Annotated in this window: 15 protein-coding genes; 10 read left to right on the top strand and 5 right to left on the bottom strand. The window is 60.8% G+C overall.

Going from position 1 to position 15,101, the window contains the following annotated elements:
- The 3 genes from P0D84_RS29205 to P0D84_RS29195 are packed head-to-tail and all read right to left on the bottom strand — an operon-like array spanning position 1 to position 2,304.
- The gene (locus P0D84_RS29205; protein WP_408342373.1) at positions 1 to 591 is read right to left on the bottom strand and encodes a flavin reductase family protein; all 591 of its coding nucleotides are present in this window, start codon (positions 589 to 591) and stop codon (positions 1 to 3) included.
- 10 nt (positions 592 to 601) lie between these two features.
- Positions 602 to 1,336, bottom strand: coding sequence for a GntR family transcriptional regulator (locus P0D84_RS29200; RefSeq protein WP_408346098.1), 735 nt, complete (start codon positions 1,334 to 1,336; stop codon positions 602 to 604).
- A gap of 2 nt (positions 1,337 to 1,338) precedes the next feature.
- On the bottom strand, positions 1,339 to 2,304 hold the full coding sequence (locus P0D84_RS29195; protein ID WP_408342371.1) for a polysaccharide deacetylase family protein: 966 nt from the start codon (positions 2,302 to 2,304) through the stop codon (positions 1,339 to 1,341).
- 316 nt (positions 2,305 to 2,620) lie between these two features.
- Between P0D84_RS29195 and P0D84_RS29190 the strand changes: the two genes are divergently transcribed.
- The 5 genes from P0D84_RS29190 (at position 2,621) to P0D84_RS29170 (ending at position 8,450) form a co-directional block, all read left to right on the top strand.
- A complete protein-coding gene (locus P0D84_RS29190) occupies positions 2,621 to 3,679 on the top strand; it encodes an ABC transporter ATP-binding protein (RefSeq protein WP_408342369.1) in 1,059 nt (352 codons plus the stop codon).
- A gap of 150 nt (positions 3,680 to 3,829) precedes the next feature.
- Positions 3,830 to 5,125 (top strand): ABC transporter substrate-binding protein, encoded by a 1,296-nt coding sequence (locus tag P0D84_RS29185; protein WP_408342367.1) that lies wholly within the window; start codon positions 3,830 to 3,832, stop codon positions 5,123 to 5,125.
- A 132-nt stretch (positions 5,126 to 5,257) separates the two neighbouring features.
- Positions 5,258 to 6,172, top strand: a complete 915-nt coding sequence (locus tag P0D84_RS29180; RefSeq protein WP_408342365.1) for an ABC transporter permease — start codon at positions 5,258 to 5,260, stop codon at positions 6,170 to 6,172.
- Positions 6,173 to 6,174: 2 nt separating this feature from the next.
- On the top strand, positions 6,175 to 7,068 hold the full coding sequence (locus P0D84_RS29175; protein WP_408342363.1) for an ABC transporter permease: 894 nt from the start codon (positions 6,175 to 6,177) through the stop codon (positions 7,066 to 7,068).
- Between the two features lie 110 nt (positions 7,069 to 7,178).
- Positions 7,179 to 8,450 carry an acyl-CoA dehydrogenase family protein gene (locus P0D84_RS29170; RefSeq protein WP_408342361.1) on the top strand — a complete coding sequence of 424 codons (1,272 nt, stop codon included), beginning with the start codon at positions 7,179 to 7,181 and terminating at the stop codon, positions 8,448 to 8,450.
- A gap of 185 nt (positions 8,451 to 8,635) precedes the next feature.
- Here the strand turns inward: P0D84_RS29170 and P0D84_RS29165 are convergent, their stop codons facing one another.
- A complete protein-coding gene (locus tag P0D84_RS29165; RefSeq protein WP_408342359.1) occupies positions 8,636 to 9,073 on the bottom strand; it encodes a PhnD/SsuA/transferrin family substrate-binding protein in 438 nt (145 codons plus the stop codon).
- Positions 9,074 to 9,298: 225 nt separating this feature from the next.
- On the opposite strand from P0D84_RS29165, the gene P0D84_RS29160 reads away from it, so the two are divergent.
- The 3 genes from P0D84_RS29160 (at position 9,299) to P0D84_RS29150 (ending at position 12,777) form a co-directional block, all read left to right on the top strand.
- Complete coding sequence (locus tag P0D84_RS29160; protein ID WP_408342357.1) at positions 9,299 to 10,357, top strand: LLM class flavin-dependent oxidoreductase; 1,059 nt, start codon at positions 9,299 to 9,301, stop codon at positions 10,355 to 10,357.
- A gap of 102 nt (positions 10,358 to 10,459) precedes the next feature.
- Positions 10,460 to 10,978, top strand: coding sequence for an SLATT domain-containing protein (locus P0D84_RS29155; protein ID WP_408342355.1), 519 nt, complete (start codon positions 10,460 to 10,462; stop codon positions 10,976 to 10,978).
- Positions 10,979 to 12,036: 1,058 nt separating this feature from the next.
- Complete coding sequence (locus tag P0D84_RS29150) at positions 12,037 to 12,777, top strand: hypothetical protein (protein WP_408342353.1); 741 nt, start codon at positions 12,037 to 12,039, stop codon at positions 12,775 to 12,777.
- A gap of 43 nt (positions 12,778 to 12,820) precedes the next feature.
- On the opposite strand, the gene P0D84_RS29145 is transcribed toward P0D84_RS29150, so the two are convergent.
- Positions 12,821 to 13,513 (bottom strand): YceH family protein, encoded by a 693-nt coding sequence (locus P0D84_RS29145; protein WP_408342351.1) that lies wholly within the window; start codon positions 13,511 to 13,513, stop codon positions 12,821 to 12,823.
- Positions 13,514 to 13,927: 414 nt separating this feature from the next.
- Here P0D84_RS29145 and P0D84_RS29140 point away from each other — a divergent pair, with 414 nt between their 5' ends.
- Both P0D84_RS29140 and P0D84_RS29135 read left to right on the top strand, forming a co-directional pair.
- Entirely contained in the window at positions 13,928 to 14,506 is a 579-nt protein-coding gene (locus P0D84_RS29140) for a helix-turn-helix domain-containing protein (protein WP_408342349.1), read from the top strand.
- Positions 14,507 to 14,518: 12 nt separating this feature from the next.
- Positions 14,519 to 15,046, top strand: coding sequence for a GNAT family N-acetyltransferase (locus tag P0D84_RS29135; RefSeq protein WP_408342347.1), 528 nt, complete (start codon positions 14,519 to 14,521; stop codon positions 15,044 to 15,046).
- The last annotated feature ends 55 nt before the right edge of the window (positions 15,047 to 15,101 follow it).

The raw sequence follows: 15,101 nt of genomic DNA, 5'->3' as shown, positions 1-15,101 counted from the left end.
TCAACCGAGCGTAAACCGGTCGCGTGTCGTGACATAGTCGCTCGCGCCGAAGCGTCCCACCGGAAAGTAATGCTGCAGCCGTACGCGCCAGGTCTCGGTGTCGATCAACTCATCGCGAGCATGCAGGCGATGCACGCGGCCGATGAAAATCTGCCGGCTGGTTGTCTCCAGCGTCTCCCATAGCGTGCACTCGAACGCCACCGGCGCTTCGGCGATACGCGGTGGCGCAACATGCGTACTCGCCACCGGCGTCAAGCCGACCTTGGCGAGTTCGCTCACATTCGGCGCAAGCCGCTCACCGCAACGATGCATTTTCTCCGCGATCGCCTCGTCGGCGAGATGCACGACAAATTCACCGGTTCGCGCGATGTTCACCGCCGTGTCCTTGAGCGTGCCATCGCCGACGCGATTGATACTGATCATGACGATCGGCGGTTCTTCTCCGAGCATGTTGAACATCGAAAACGGCGCGGCATTGATCGTGCCGTCCGCACCGAGCGTGGTGACGAGCGCGATCGGGCGCGGCACGATCAGGCTCGCCATCAGCTTGTAGCGCTGGTATTCGGTGATTGCGTCGAAGTCGATTTCCATGGGTGAAGGCCTAGGTCTGAGTGGCGTAGCCGGTGATGCCGAGCAACTGGCCGAGGCTTTTCTCGCCGCGCTTGCGCGACGTTTCGATCCGCTCCTCGAGATCGCGAAGATGCGCTTCCATATGGGCTATTGCGCCCGCGGCATCGCGTGCCTCGATGCAATCGACAATCGCCGCATGCTCCGCGTGCTCGCACGGCGCATGCCCCGGCGGTTCATACACCCCGACAATGAGCGAGCAGCGCGAAACCAGCTCCTTCAGATAGTTTTGCAGAATGGAGTTGCCCGCGAGCGCGGCGATGCGCATATGAAAACCACTGGCGAGCGTGACCCACGAAGGCTGGTCGAAGCGATGCATCGCCTCGTGCTCGCTCGCCAACTGCTGGCGCAAGGCCTCGATGTCCTTCGCACTGGCACGCTGCACGGCCAACTCGACCAGCACGCGTTCGACGGAGCGCCGGGCTTCGAAGATCTCGCGCGTTTCCTCCAGCGTCGGTTCGGCAATCACCGCGCCTTTGTTCGGCCGCAGCACGACGATGCCGTCGTAGGCGAGCTTTTCCAGCACCCGCCGCGCGACCGCTCGACCCACGCCGAACAGCTGGCACAACTCGGGCTCCGGCAACTTCGTGCCGGGCGTCAAACGATGGTTCAGCACGCCGTCGAAGATCGACTGATAGATGCGCGCGTCGACGTCCGCCTCTTCCTGCGGCGTTTTTCTGGCAGTGGCGGCGCCGGCTTTCGGATTCATGCTCATGCGAGCTCCGGGCGCAGCACGCCGTCACGCTCCAGTTCGTCCATGTGACGCGCGATTGCGCCTGGCGTCGTCACCCATACATCGCCTTTCGCCCGCGCCGCGGCGATATGCTCGAGCGCGCGGCGCAGATGCCGCAGCCGGTATGGTTGGCCCACCAGATAAGGATGCAGCGCGATACCCATTACGAGGGCCTGCGGCTGCGGGCCGCGATTGGCCTGTTCGAGCATCTCGTCGAACTGATCGACGATCATGTCGGCAAACGCGCGGCCGTCCATGTGGCGACCCACCATCATCGGCAGATCGTTGAGTTCCTGCGGGTACGGAATCGACCACAGCGGCCCGCCACGTGTGGCCATGCGTACCGGACGATCGTCGTGACACCAGTTCAGCGTGTAGCGATAACCGGTCTCAGCCAGCAGATCGGGCGTCAGGTGCGACTCGGATATCCATGGCGAGAGCCAGCCCTGCGGCGGCGTGCCGGAGGCTTCGGCGATACGTTCGCGGCAATGCAGAAGCAGCTCACGTTCGCCGTTTTCGTCGAGGTCGCTTTGCCGATGCGCATTGGTGTGCCCGTGGCCGATCAGTTCGTCGCCACGCGCCACGCAGGCCGCGATCAGCGCCGGGCAATGGTCGTAGAGCGCCGTATTGATCAGCGTGCCCGCCGGCATATCCAGCTGGTCGAACAGTTCGATGCAGCGCCACGCACCCACGCGGTTGCCGTACTCGCGCCAGCTATGGTTCAGCACATCCGGTTGCGGCGAGACCGGGCCGAGCGCGGCGCCGAGTCCCTCGCCGAACGCAAAGTGTTCGATGTTGAAGCCGAGATAGACCGCGAGCCCGCTATCGCCGGGCCAGCGGAACGCGTCGCTGTCCGTGATCGGGCGATACGCAAAGCGGCCATGGGTCGCGATTGGTTGACGGGCGCGATTCTCTGCTGCGGGCATGTTCCGTGTGTCGTTCATGTAAAGAAGCAGTGAGTGACGAAAAGCGACGCGTGGCACCCCGAATGATCCGAGTTGGCCGGATCATGCCCCGGGACGGACCGAAGACGCACCGCGATTGCGCAAAAGATTCTCTTTGATCGCTGACGATCGACATTGCGGATCGTTTGCAATATGTGAGCCAACTCGTCGACGTTAAGCACACCGGCGCGTTTGCAATCGGCAAGCGTAGCGATGCGATGGATGGCACATGTCTTGCGTTTGGATGGGTTCGCTTAGGCGCCGTGGGTGGTTTTGCGTGCGCCCGCTCTTCGCCGTTCACGAGGACATCCACTTCATGATTCAGCCTGCTTCAACGCTGCTCGCAACCACAGCCGCCGATATCGAACTGGTGCAGGTGTCGAAGCAATACGGCGACTCGCTTGCCGTCGACGCGATCGATCTGCGCATTGCCGGCGGTCAGTACTGCTGCCTGCTCGGGCCGTCGGGATGCGGCAAGACCTCGACCTTGCGCATGATCGCCGGGCATGAATCGGTCACCGAGGGTGACATTCTGATCGCCGGGCGCAACGTCACGCGCGAGGAACCCGCTGCCCGCGGCACGGCGATGGTGTTTCAGAACTACGCGCTGTTCCCGCATCTGAGCGCGCTCGATAACGTCGCGTTCAGCCTGAAGATGCGCGGCATAGCGAAAGATGTGCGCCGCAAGCGAGCCGGCGAGCTGCTGGAACTGGTGGCGATGTCCGCGTATGCCGAACGCAAACCGGCGCAACTGTCCGGCGGTCAACAGCAGCGTGTGGCGCTCGCGCGCGCGTTGCTGAATCAGCCTGGCTGTCTATTGCTCGACGAACCGCTGTCCGCGCTCGACCCCTTCCTGCGTGTGCAGATGCGTGCTGAACTCAAGCGCTGGCAGAAAGAACTCGGCATCACGTTCGTGCATGTCACACATTCGCAGGAAGAAGCGATGGCGCTTGCCGATCTGGTGGTCGTGATGAGCCACGGGCGGATCGAGCAAAGCGGCACACCGCACGAAGTCTTCAACCGTCCGCGTACTGAATTCGTCGCGCGTTTTCTTGGCGGTCACAACGTCTTCAACACGAATGGCCGTTCGTTTACCGTGCGCGCCGATCATCTGCGCGTGGTGCCGCACGGCGTCACGCCCGTCCAGACGGCAACCGGCGAGAACGGCCTGACCCGGATCGGTGGCGTGCCCTGCACGGTACGCGAAGCGGAGTACCAGGGTACCCATTTACGCATGACGCTCGATCCGCTCGACGGCTCGCCTGAACTGATTTCACTGGTGAGCGACGGTGACTACGACCCGGCGCGGCTCGGTCCCGACGCGCGCGTCGTGGTCTGGTGGAACGAGCAGGACGCGCATCCGTTGGCGGCCTGAACGGGCGCGCCGTTGTGTACGGCATTGCGTGACATGGCAGCGAAAAGAACGTCTGAACCGCAAGCGTGAACCGAGCTTCAACGGAACGACAAACAGGCGTTGATCAAAGATCAAGCGAACACCAAACGACCGTCAACTGAGGAGAAAGCAATGAGTGAAGCGAACGAGAGCCCGGCAGCGGCCGCATCCGATCTGAAGGAAAAAGGCCTGTCGCGCCGCACGTTCATCAAGGGCGCCGTGGCGGCGGCCGGCATTGCCGGGTTTCCGTACGTGCATGCGCAGGAGAAGATCACCTTGCGCTACCTCGGCACGGCGGTGAACCAGAGCGCCGACATCGCGAAGAAATTCAAGGAAGACACGGGCATCGACATTCAATACGTGCCGGTGACCACTGACGATGTGGCCAAGCGCATCATCACGCAGCCCAACTCGTTCGACATTGTCGACACCGAATATTTCGCGCTCAAGAAACTGATTCCGGCCGGCACGCTCGCGGGCATGGACGCGAAACGCATCAAGCTCGCCGACAAGATCACGCCGGTGCTGACACGCGGTGAAGTGAACGGCAAGAAGATCGGCGATCAGGGCACCGCGCCGAAGAAGGTGATGTTTCTGACCGGCCCGCGCTCCACCGAATTCTCCGCGACACCGACTGAATGGATGACGCTGATTCCGACCACGTACAACGCGGACACGCTCGGCATCCGTCCCGACCTCATCAAGCGCCCGATCGACAGCTGGGCCGAACTGCTCAATCCGCAATTCAAGGGCAAGGCGGCACTGTTGAACATTCCGGCGATCGGCATCATGGACTCGGCGATGGCGATCGAGGCGATGGGCCACATGAAATACGGCGACAAAGGCAACATGACCAAGGCCGAAATCGACCAGACCATCAAGATCCTGATCGAAGTCAAGCGCGCCGGCCAGTTCCGCGCGTTCTGGAAGGACTTCAACGAAAGCGTGAACCTGATGGCTTCGGGCGAGGTAGTGATCCAGTCGATGTGGTCGCCGGCCGTGACCAAAGTGCGCACCATGGGTGTCGCCTGTAAGTTCCAGCCGCTCAAGGAAGGCTATCGCTCGTGGGCGTCAGGTTTCGGCTTTCCGCGCTCGCTGCAAGGCAAGAAGCTGGACGCTGCGTACGAGTTCGTGAACTGGTTCCAGGACGGCTGGGCCGGCGCCTACCTGATGCGCCAGGGCTATTACTCGGGGGTCCTCGAGACAGCGAAGACCCACATGCAGCCTTACGAATGGGACTACTGGATCGAAGGCAAAGCTGCCGCGCAGGACATCAAGGCGCCCGATGGCCAGTTGCTCGAAAAAGCGGGCACCGTGCGCGACGGCGGCTCATACAACCAGCGCATGGGCGCGATTGCCTGCTGGAATGCGGTGATGGACGAGAACATCTACATGGTTCAGAAGTGGAACGAGTTCATCGCGGCTTGAACCTGGCCTCAGCGTGGCTTCAGCGACCGAGCCGCATGCCGGACTGCCGGTGCATGACATGCCGGCAGTTTTTCGCTGACGTGGTCATTCCGCAGCGCAATGCTTCCGCAGTGCTTCCCTAGATATCCGCCCATGGCAACGATCGACCTTCCCTCTCACGCGCAGGATGCGCCCGTCAAACACCGGCGTGCGCCGGCATGGTTGCAGGCAACGCCGCTTTCGCTGACGTTCCTGCTGTTTTTCATCGTGCCGTTGGTTATCACGTTAATCGTCAGTTTCTGGGACTTCAACGAATACCAGATCATCCCGGCTTTCACGCTGAAAAACTACGCGGCGATTTTCAACGGCTGTTCGTCGATGACGGACGTCTGCGTCACCTTGAAGACATACTGGTCGACGCTCAGGTTCTGCGCGATCGTATGGGCCGTGACCTTGCTGCTGGGTTTTTCGATCGCTTACTTCCTCGCGTTCCACGTGCGCACGACGAGCATGCAGACAATCCTGTTCCTCATCTGCACGATTCCGTTCTGGACGTCGAATGTGATCCGCATGATCTCGTGGATGCCATTGCTCGGCCGTAACGGGCTCGTCAATCAGGCGCTGCTGGGCGCGCATCTGATCGATCAACCGCTCGAGTGGTTGCTGTATTCGAACTTCTCGGTCGTGCTCGCGTTCGTGCACCTCTACACGTTCTTCATGATCGTGCCGATTTTCAACGCGATGATGCGCATCGACCGCTCGTTGCTCGAAGCGGCACGCGATGCCGGCGCGAGCGGCTGGCAAGTGATTCGCGACGTGGTGTTGCCGCTGTCGAAAACCGGCATTGTGATCGGCTCGATCTTCGTGATCACGATCGTGATGGGCGATTTCCTGACCGTCGGCGTGATGGGCGGCCAGCAGATTGCATCGGTCGGCAAAATCATTCAGGTACAGACCGGCTACCTGCAATTTCCCGCGGCGGCAGCTAACGCGATCATTCTGCTGGCTGTCGTGTTGATGATCGTGTGGGGTTTGACGCGGGTGGTCGATATCCGCAAGGAGCTGTGAGCATGCAAGCCATTCGCCTCAAACATCGGGAGCATCGACCGGCCAGCTTTTACTGGCTCGCGCTGCTGTTCGGCCTGTTCGTGCTGTTCCTGTATGGACCGGTCATTACGATTTTCATTCTTTCGTTTCAGGGACCCGAGGGTGGGCTGACGTTTCCGATGCGTGGCGTGTCGTTGCATTGGTTTGCCGTGCTGCGTGACGGCGTCGGCGATGTCGATATCTGGGCGGCATTCGGGCGGTCGGTGCGGCTTGCGCTGGCTGTGACAGTATTGACGGTGCTGTTCTCCGTGGCGGCCGGATTGGCTTTTCGCCGGCGCTTTCGTGGAGATACGGCGGTCTTCTACGTGTCGGTTGCCAGTCTGATCATGCCGTCCATTATCGTCTCGCTTGGGATCGGGTTGACGTTCCGGTTGCTCGATAACGGCGTGAAGTATCTCGCTTCCGCGTGGGGATATCAGTCCTTCGCCGACAGCTATACGACCTCGATGGGCCTGTTCACGTCGGCGCTGGGCGCGCATTTGACATGGACGCTGCCGTTTGGTCTGCTGGTGATGTTTGCTGTGTTCAACCGCTTCAATCCTGCTTATGAAGAGGCTTCGCGGGATCTGGGCGCCACGCCGTGGCAGAGCTTCCGGCACGTTGTTTTGCCTATCATCGGACCTTCGGTTGTGGGCGTCGCGATGTTCGGGTTCACGCTTTCATGGGATGAGATTGCTCGCACCTCGCAGGCGATTGGAGATCAGAATACTTTGCCGCTCGAGTTGCAGGGGCTTACCACGTCGGTGACGACGCCTGTGATTTATGCGCTTGGGACGATGACGACGGTTTTGTCGCTTGCTGTGATGGTTTTGTGTTTGCTCGCGGTGCGGGGGTTGAGGCGTCGGCGGGCAAAATAGCCATTTCGCTACGCGTTCTAAGAATCAGCCAAATACTTGGTTGGTAGCACCCTGCCCGTCCCGTACCGTTCTCTGATTGCGCCCGGCGCGCGCCCCGCTTTGGAGAACTCATGCCAGCATCTGAATCGCACCCAACCCTGAATCGGACAACCGCAGACGCAGCAGAACCGTTCGGTGAAGACGAACTAACCCGCCGCTTCGCCCCCCTATTCGCCCGCATCGCCGAAGGCGCCGTGGAACGCGAACAGAATCGGGAACTGGCCTACGCTCCCGTGGAATGGTTGCGTGAAGCCGGCTACACCAAACTGCGTGTGCCGAAGCGCTACGGCGGCGAAGGCGTCACGCTGAAAGCCTTCCTGGCGTTAGTCACGCGTCTCGGCGAGGCAGACTCGAACCTTCCGCAAATCTTGCGCGTGCACGGCGGCTTTATCGAATCGCTGCTGGAAAATGGCGATGAGCCATTGCGTGACCGTTGGCTCACGCGTATCGCTCAAGGCCAGATCATCGGCGGCGCCATATCCGAACGCACCGGCGTCACCAATAACAGCGTGCGTCTCACACAAACCAACGGCGCGTGGCATCTCGATGGCGAGAAGTACTACACCACCGGCACGCTCTACGCCGACTGGGTCGACGTCACCGCACACGACGGACAAAGCGACGTGCGCGTGCTCGTCAAGAGCGACACGCCAGGCCTCGAGCGCATCGACGATTGGGATGGCTTCGGGCAGCGTCTCACCGGCAGCGGCACGGCGCGTTTCGAGCATGTGCCGGTCTCGCTCGACAATCTGTACCGCCGCTATAGCGCCTCCAAACCTCGCCGCAACACGCTGCTTACCGCGTACTACCAGGCGCTGCATATCGCCAACCTGGCCGGTATCAGCCGCGCGGCGCTGCGCGATGCAGTGGCGTTCACGCAAGCCAAAACTCGAACCTTCGGTATCCCGGGTGAATCGAGCCCGCGCGACAATCCGCTGGTGCATCGTGTAGTCGGCCGGCTCGCGAGCCTTGCTTACTCGACGCAGAGCATCAGCGCTTCGCTAGCCAGCGCAATCGATGAAGTGTCGGTGGCGCGGCAGGAAGGCCGTACCGACGAACAGACCTACATCCATCTGGATATCCAGACCTTCCAGGCGCAGCAAATCGTCATCGAACAAACCCTGCAAGCAGCGACCTTGTTGTTCGAAGTGGGCGGCGCTTCGGCAACCAGCGAAACGCGCCGCTTCGACCGCTATTGGCGCAATGCGCGGGTGCTGGCGTCGCACAATCCGGCGATCATCCGCGAAGCCGCTATCGGTGACTTCTATCTGAACGGCAACGCGCATAACGAACGGTTCGGTGTGGCGCGCAATCCGGAAGTCGCCGCGCTTGGCCACGCCTGAAAAACAAAACCCCACGCTCCGAAAAACGTGGGGTCGGTCAGCCGTCTGAAGGCCGCTTACGCGGCCTCAAACCTTGTCGTCCGGCGGGAATAATCGGTTCGACAACGAAAACAACAGCTTCCCCGAATCACTTCGCCGGCGGCGTCCAGATACGAATGTCCGTCGGGTCCCAGATGGCCCACGCGTCAATGCGCTTTAGCCAGGGCGCTCGGCAACAGGAAGTTGCAGCCCGAGCCTTTGGAAACGGCCACGCGTTTGCCCTTCAGGTCAGCCACCGAATGAATCGGCGAATCCGGCGGCACGATGATCGCCTGAGCGGAGGGCGCCGAGGTTTCTTCAGCGTAGTACGTCGACGGCGCGTTGGCGGCCTGCGTGAAGAGCGCAAATGCATCCGCTACATCCGAATGCAAATCGATGCTGCCGGCGTTCAGCGACTGCAGTAGCCCCGTCGAAAACTCATGCCAGCTCACGTCGTAGCCGAGCGGTTTGAGTTTCTTCTCCAGATCGCCGGTTCGTTTCAACAGAATGAACAGGGTCGATGACCTCTGGTAGCTGATCGACACCGTTTCGTTGGCGCATGCCATGTCGGCGGACAGCACGCCGCCGATCAACGTCAGGCACACACAGAGGCGTCGTAGGCTTCGAGAACGGGAAAAACGCGGGGCATCGACGAGATCCATTGGTGATATGCGGAATCGCCGAATATATAAAAAGTACGACGCGCGGCCAAAGACCGATTTCATCGATCGATATGGGCAGAAATTGGAACGCGCGACGGCTGTATCGCTCATCATTCGAGGTTGGACGCAAGTTGAACGACACGCCTTTCCCGTGGAGATTTCCGCATCATGTCAGCACTACCTCCCCGCTTCGGCATCTGGGCGCTGGTTCACGGCAGCCGCGCCGCGCTGCAAGACCCCGATGAACCGTACGACGCCTCGTGGGCGCGAAATAAAGCCCTCGTTCTCGAAGCCGAGCGGCTCGGGTACGACTCCGTGCTGGTCGCGCAACACACGATCAATCCGCACAATCCCGACTTCGATCAGCTCGAAGCGTGGAGCGCATCGGCCGCGCTCGCGGCGCTGACCGAGCGCATCGAAATCATCGCTGCGATCAAGCCCTATCTGTATCACCCGGTGGTGTTGGCAAAGATGGCGCAGCAGATCGAACACATCAGCGGCGGGCGTTTCGCCCTCAATCTTGTCAACGCATGGAATCGCCCGGAACTGGAGCGCGCCGGCATCGGCTTCGCGGAGCACGACGCGCGTTACGCATACGGGCGCGAGTGGATCACGGTGGTCGACTCTTTGCTGCGGGGTGAACGCACGCGTTTTCACGGCGAGCACTTTAATGTGGATGACTATCTATTGCGTCCCGCGGATCCGTTTCGCAGCCGTCCGCGTATTTACGTCGGCGGTGAATCGGAACCGGCGCGGCAACTGGTTGCCGACAAAGGCGACGTCTGGTTCGTCAACGGCCAGCCACTGAACGACGTCAAAGCGTTGATCGCGAATGTCTCGGACCGCAAGCGCGCTGCATCGCATGAGCCGTTGGGTTTTGGTTTGTCGGCGTTCGTGATTGCCCACGAAACCGATGAAGCCGCCAATCAGCACCTCGACCATCTGTTCGCATTGGCCGCGAAAGACGCGCCGTTGCGTGCGCAACAGAAATCGAACATCGACCCGAAGGCAGTGATGTTCCAGACCTTCGCGCAAACGCCGCGGGTGGGCTCGAACGGCGGCACGGCGGCTGGCCTCGTCGGCAGCTATGACACCGTCGCGCAGCGGATCGCGGAGTTTCATCGTGCCGGGATCGAGTTGTTCATGCTGCAATTTCAGCCGTTCGAGACCGACATGCGCGTTTTTGCCGAGGAAGTGATTCCACGGGTGCGCCGGCTGCTCAACTGATCCGGGCACGCGACGCAGCGTTCAGCCCGTCGCCCTCATGTGGCACAGTATCGTCAGGCGCATGCGCTGCGCTTGCGACCCTGAACAGCCCTGACGAGCGACATGAAGAACCTGACTGCGTACGAGCCTCCGGTTGACGAAGACCAGCTTCTGCTGAAATGGATCCGGCGCGCGCGCGAATCCCAGATGAGCCATTACGACATGGCCGACCTGCTATCGGCGCGAGACCGCAGCGTGGGTTGGCTGGTCACCGCCTTGACGGCGTTTGTGGGCACGGCGGTGTTTGCGTCATTGAATTCGACAGCCGTCTCGCCCGCGCTCAGGATTTTCGTGGGCCTCGTGAGCGTTGCGGCGGCGGTCTCAGCCGCGCTGCAAACTTTCCTCAGATACGCGGAGCGCGGCGAAAAGCATCGCGCGGCGGGCGCGCGCTACGGCGCGGTGCGGCGCAGGCTGGAGGCGATCTTCGCAGGCGACGCCGATGCGCGTGACGGCCACTATCTCACCGCGATCCGCGACGAACTCGACCGGCTCGCCGAGGATTCGCCGAACGTGCCGCCGCGCGTCTTCTATCGCACCCAGCGAACCCTGTCCGACGAACCGCGACGCAGCCGCGATGCCTGAGCGGCCGCCGTTTGCATGAAAAAACTACTGCATAGCGGATGCCGGCAACATCATCGGCCGCTCGCGTTCTTCTGCCAGCTGTAGTTGTCGAAGAATACGGGGTTGTCGTAAATGTTCTGGGTCATCTGTAAATAGCATTATCCGTGACTCGAAGCAACGTGGCCGCATCTATAAAGACGGGTTTTTATTGTCTTCATCGTTTTTACCTCGCGGGGTAAACGGTTCAATCGCCCAAACAGGTCCGGCTTGCTAAAAAGAAACTGATTTCCTGAGCCTGACTCACGGACGAAAAATGCATTTCCACTGGCTTGAGCCAGACAGCATGATCTGAAATCGACGGCGCCGGCATCCAGTAGGTGAAAAATCGCTTAATAAGCATGACCTGCCAACCGTTTAAACGATCTGTTCCTCCTGGTCGGAAGACTGTATGAAAGCACAGGCCATATTCGATCCCACGGCGCCTCAGGAATACGCGTGCATTGTGCCTGAGATAGTTTAATGATGAAACGTGACATGGCAGCCGAACAGGGATATGCAAAAATAGTGGGAAATCTATAATTTCCCCGTCATGCGTTCCTATTAAGCAGGGTGGACGCCTTACCTCCTCGCGGTTATGGATACGGGGTTTGGTGCGGCAATACCGCCGTTACCAATAACGACAACGACCTCGCCACCCTCACGGCGATCGGGAAGCAGCGCCTGATATGCTTCAAAAAAAAGCCCGCCACTGGCGGGCGTAATCACCATTCACGGCTCGGGGAAGCCGTAGTGACACTCAGGGAACCATCGAACTGCATGGAAATATTAGCTCATTATTGGATGAGGCTGCGAGTAATTTTCATAAAATCGAAAAAATATCTATCCGGCATGGCTTATTTCTGCCTGTTGCGGTTGATTATCGTTTTTCGGTAAACATAATTTAAGCATTTATGCAAGAGTCTCGACCAATTAAGTATTTGCCCAAATTTAGCTCACCCTTCTCGCCGTGATAAAACTTTAGTATTGTGTCGGTTCGCGCGTTTCCCAATAAAAAACCCCGTAATGCATGGAGGTTATAAATGACGAAAACTCCCTTGCCCGGCACAACGGTCTTCAGATCAGCCATTACAAACGGCGCGCAATTTGAGGAATACGTGAACGCTATAGGGCGCCCGCTGTTCGCAGTCAGCTGTGGGGGCAATGACCCGGGCGCAGCGCGGGCGGCGCTGGATGAATGGCTTTTTGCCGATGATATTGAATCTCTGATGCGGGCATTTCTGGACTGGGATGCACGCGGTATCCACATGGAACAGGAACAGCCTGCAACGAACGAAGGCGAAGGTGGTGGGTCTTGGAGCGTCGTGGGACTGCCGGCTCATTTCAACGATGCAGCGTCGAACTTGAATAGCGGGTTGCTCGGTGTGATGTGCAAGGCGAGGGGCGCTGACGGCGCCCGCCAGGCGTTCCTCGAATCGGTGTTCAATGACGCGTGGATGTACGATTTCGTTACGCTCCGCGCGAACCGGTACGACAGCTTCATCGAGGAATGGAAATCCGACGACGACAAGAATTTCCGTCCGGATCACTATCGGGCACAGAAGCATTTCGGGGTGATCGCCGATACCGGCGAGCTGGGTATCGACAGCAGGTCGCTGCAGTACTGGGTCTATATCGGCGTGGCGAGCGGCAGCCTGACGGCCCAACAGCTCAAGGATACCGGCCTGACCTGCGAAGGGCTGATCGGTCAGGCGTGCGTGATCAATGGTCTCGGCGAGGTCGAACGGATCGGCAATATACCGATTGCGCGCCCTGCCAGTTGAGCGTTCGGCTGCGGATGAGCTTACGGTTGAGTGGGGTGTTCGCTCAAAGCTCCCCCACTTCAATCCCCAACTCCGCGGCCATGCGCCGCACTACCGCCTGGAGCCGGCTTACCTCATCGGCGAGCCGCTTCTGCTCGGCTTTCACCGCCTCGAACGCCGACAGCGGCACGACCTCATCTTCACCGCCCGGCTGTGCAAGGTCACTTGCGCTGACTTCGCCGCAGAGCAGATGCGTCCAGCGGTTTTCGCGCTCGCCCGGCGTACGGGCCAGCTTCGCCACCCGCGTCGGATCGTTGACAGCCAGTTCGTCGAGAAACGCTTCGACTGATGAAATATCGGCAAATCCATGCAAGCGCGCGCTGTTCAAGCGCAATTCAGCCGCAGTCTGCGGCCCGCGCAGAAGCAAAGTAGTCAGCAACGCAGCCGACTGACTCGGCAACCCCAACACCCGGTTCATGTTGTGCTCGAAGCGCGGCACGCGGCTGCTGCTGCCCTCCATCACCAGGCTCAGGCGCTTCAATCCGTCGACGGCGGTCAGCACCTCGGCTTCGGTCGCGTTCATCACGGGTGCGCGGCCGGTCTTCTGATTGCAGCCCAAGGTCAGCGCGTTCAGCGAAAGTGGATAACTGTCGGGCACGGTGTGCTGTTTTTCGACGAGCACGCCGAGCACGCGCCCCTCAAGCAAAGTCAAAGCGCGGATGGACGGGCGGGAAACAGCGTCGGCAGTGGAGTTCATGGAAAATGTCGCGGCATGCGCCGCCAGGTCTCGTGAATGGTGTGCTTTACCGTTGTACCGCGGCGTTGCACAGCCGCGTTGCACAGCCGGGCGGCGGGTTTTAGTTTGTGGGCACTATGATAAACGCCGGGCGGCTCGCGGTGTATGAATCCCGGCAATGGCGAGGGCGCGGCCACTTGCCACTTGCCCCGGCAGTGACGGAACGCGGCCACCCGCGCCTGGCCGTGGCAGTGACGGAATGCGGCCACCCGCCCTTGGCCCTGGCAGTGACGGAATGCAGTCACCCGCCCCGGGCCCCCGCAGTGACAGAACGCGGTCACTCGCCCCTGGCCCCGGCAGTGACAGAACGCAGTCCCTCCCAGACGCATTTTTGGTTCATTGACTATTTTCCATATTCGAGATAATTTCCCAGATATGGAAAACCCTCTCCACGACGACAACGTCAACGTCACTGACCGCCGCATCGCCCAGCGTCTGCGCGGACTGCGCGCCGAGCGCAACTGGTCGCTCGACGATCTCGCCAGGCTCAGCAACGTCAGCCGCGCCACCCTGTCGCGCCTCGAAAATGCCGCCGTGAGCCCGACGGCGAACGTGCTCGGCAAGCTGTGCGTCGCCTACGGCTTACCGATGTCGCGCCTCATGCGCATGGTCGAGGAAGACTTCGCACCGCTGGTGCCGCGCGACGCGCAGGCGGTCTGGACCGACGCGAGCGTCGGCTTCCGGCGCCGTTCGGTGTCGCCGCCGGCCCAGGCGTTGAGCGGCGAGGCGCTGGAGTGCGAACTCGAGGCCGGCGTGCGGATCGATTACGACGCGTCGCCGAGAGCCGGTCTCGAGCATCATCTGATCCTGCTCGAAGGGCAATTGCAGATCATCGTCGACGGCCGAAGCCACGAGTTGCAAGCCGGCGACTGTCTGCGCTATCAGTTGTTCGGCCCCAGCGCTTTCGTCACGCCGGCGCACTGCGCGGCCCGCTACATTCTTTTCATCGTCTGAGTTCGAACCGACATGAGCGCGACCACCATCACGACCTTCTCCGCCGACGACCTCGTTCGCCATTTATCCGAACTCGGCGCGCTGCTGCGTGCCTGCGTCCACGATGGCGCGAGCGTCGGATTTGTCCTGCCGTATGGTGTTGAAGAGAGCGAGGCGTTCTGGCGCGGCAAGGTGCTGCCGTCGCTGCGCGCGGGCACGCTGGTTCTGTTCGTCGCTCGCCATGGCGATTCGATTGCCGGCACCGTGCAACTGGATTACGACACGATGCCGAACCAGCGTCATCGCGCGGAGGTGCGCAAGCTGCTGGTTCACCCCGCGCGGCGCCGCCAGGGCATCGCCAAAGCGTTGATGACGGAACTGGAAAGCCGTGCGTGCCAGTTGCAGCGCAGCCTGCTGACGCTCGATACGCGCACCGGCGACAAGGCCGAGCCACTCTATGCCGCGTTGGGTTATCAGACGGTCGGCGTGATCCCGCAGTTTTGCCGCGACACTCGGGAGGAGCGGCTTGACTCGACCACCATCATGTATAAGGCGCTTTGAGCGAGATGTCGCTTGGGTGGTGCGCTTTGCGCAGCCAGGATGCGCGTGGTGACGG

Source organism: Paraburkholderia sp. RL17-337-BIB-A, assembly GCF_046025895.1.
Classification (GTDB): Bacteria; Pseudomonadota; Gammaproteobacteria; order Burkholderiales; family Burkholderiaceae; genus Paraburkholderia; species Paraburkholderia fungorum_C.
Note: the sequence above shows the minus strand (reverse complement) of the source record. Positions and strands in the feature narration are given on the sequence as shown.

Bases quoted from the DNA above. Each gene is read 5' to 3' on its own strand.
- P0D84_RS29185 (WP_408342367.1), top strand. From the start codon at position 3,830: ATGAGTGAAGCGAACGAGAGCCCGGCAGCGGCCGCATCCGATCTGAAG.
- P0D84_RS29190 (WP_408342369.1), top strand. From the start codon at position 2,621: ATGATTCAGCCTGCTTCAACGCTGCTCGCAACCACAGCCGCCGATATC.
- P0D84_RS29135 (WP_408342347.1), top strand. From the start codon at position 14,519: ATGAGCGCGACCACCATCACGACCTTCTCCGCCGACGACCTCGTTCGC.
- P0D84_RS29170 (WP_408342361.1), top strand. From the start codon at position 7,179: ATGCCAGCATCTGAATCGCACCCAACCCTGAATCGGACAACCGCAGAC.
- P0D84_RS29175 (WP_408342363.1), top strand. From the start codon at position 6,175: ATGCAAGCCATTCGCCTCAAACATCGGGAGCATCGACCGGCCAGCTTT.
- P0D84_RS29160 (WP_408342357.1), top strand. From the start codon at position 9,299: ATGTCAGCACTACCTCCCCGCTTCGGCATCTGGGCGCTGGTTCACGGC.
- P0D84_RS29140 (WP_408342349.1), top strand. From the start codon at position 13,928: ATGGAAAACCCTCTCCACGACGACAACGTCAACGTCACTGACCGCCGC.
- P0D84_RS29205 (WP_408342373.1), bottom strand. From the start codon at position 591: ATGGAAATCGACTTCGACGCAATCACCGAATACCAGCGCTACAAGCTG.
- P0D84_RS29145 (WP_408342351.1), bottom strand. From the start codon at position 13,513: ATGAACTCCACTGCCGACGCTGTTTCCCGCCCGTCCATCCGCGCTTTG.
- P0D84_RS29150 (WP_408342353.1), top strand. From the start codon at position 12,037: ATGACGAAAACTCCCTTGCCCGGCACAACGGTCTTCAGATCAGCCATT.
- P0D84_RS29195 (WP_408342371.1), bottom strand. From the start codon at position 2,304: ATGAACGACACACGGAACATGCCCGCAGCAGAGAATCGCGCCCGTCAA.
- P0D84_RS29155 (WP_408342355.1), top strand. From the start codon at position 10,460: ATGAAGAACCTGACTGCGTACGAGCCTCCGGTTGACGAAGACCAGCTT.
- P0D84_RS29180 (WP_408342365.1), top strand. From the start codon at position 5,258: ATGGCAACGATCGACCTTCCCTCTCACGCGCAGGATGCGCCCGTCAAA.
- P0D84_RS29200 (WP_408346098.1), bottom strand. From the start codon at position 1,336: ATGAATCCGAAAGCCGGCGCCGCCACTGCCAGAAAAACGCCGCAGGAA.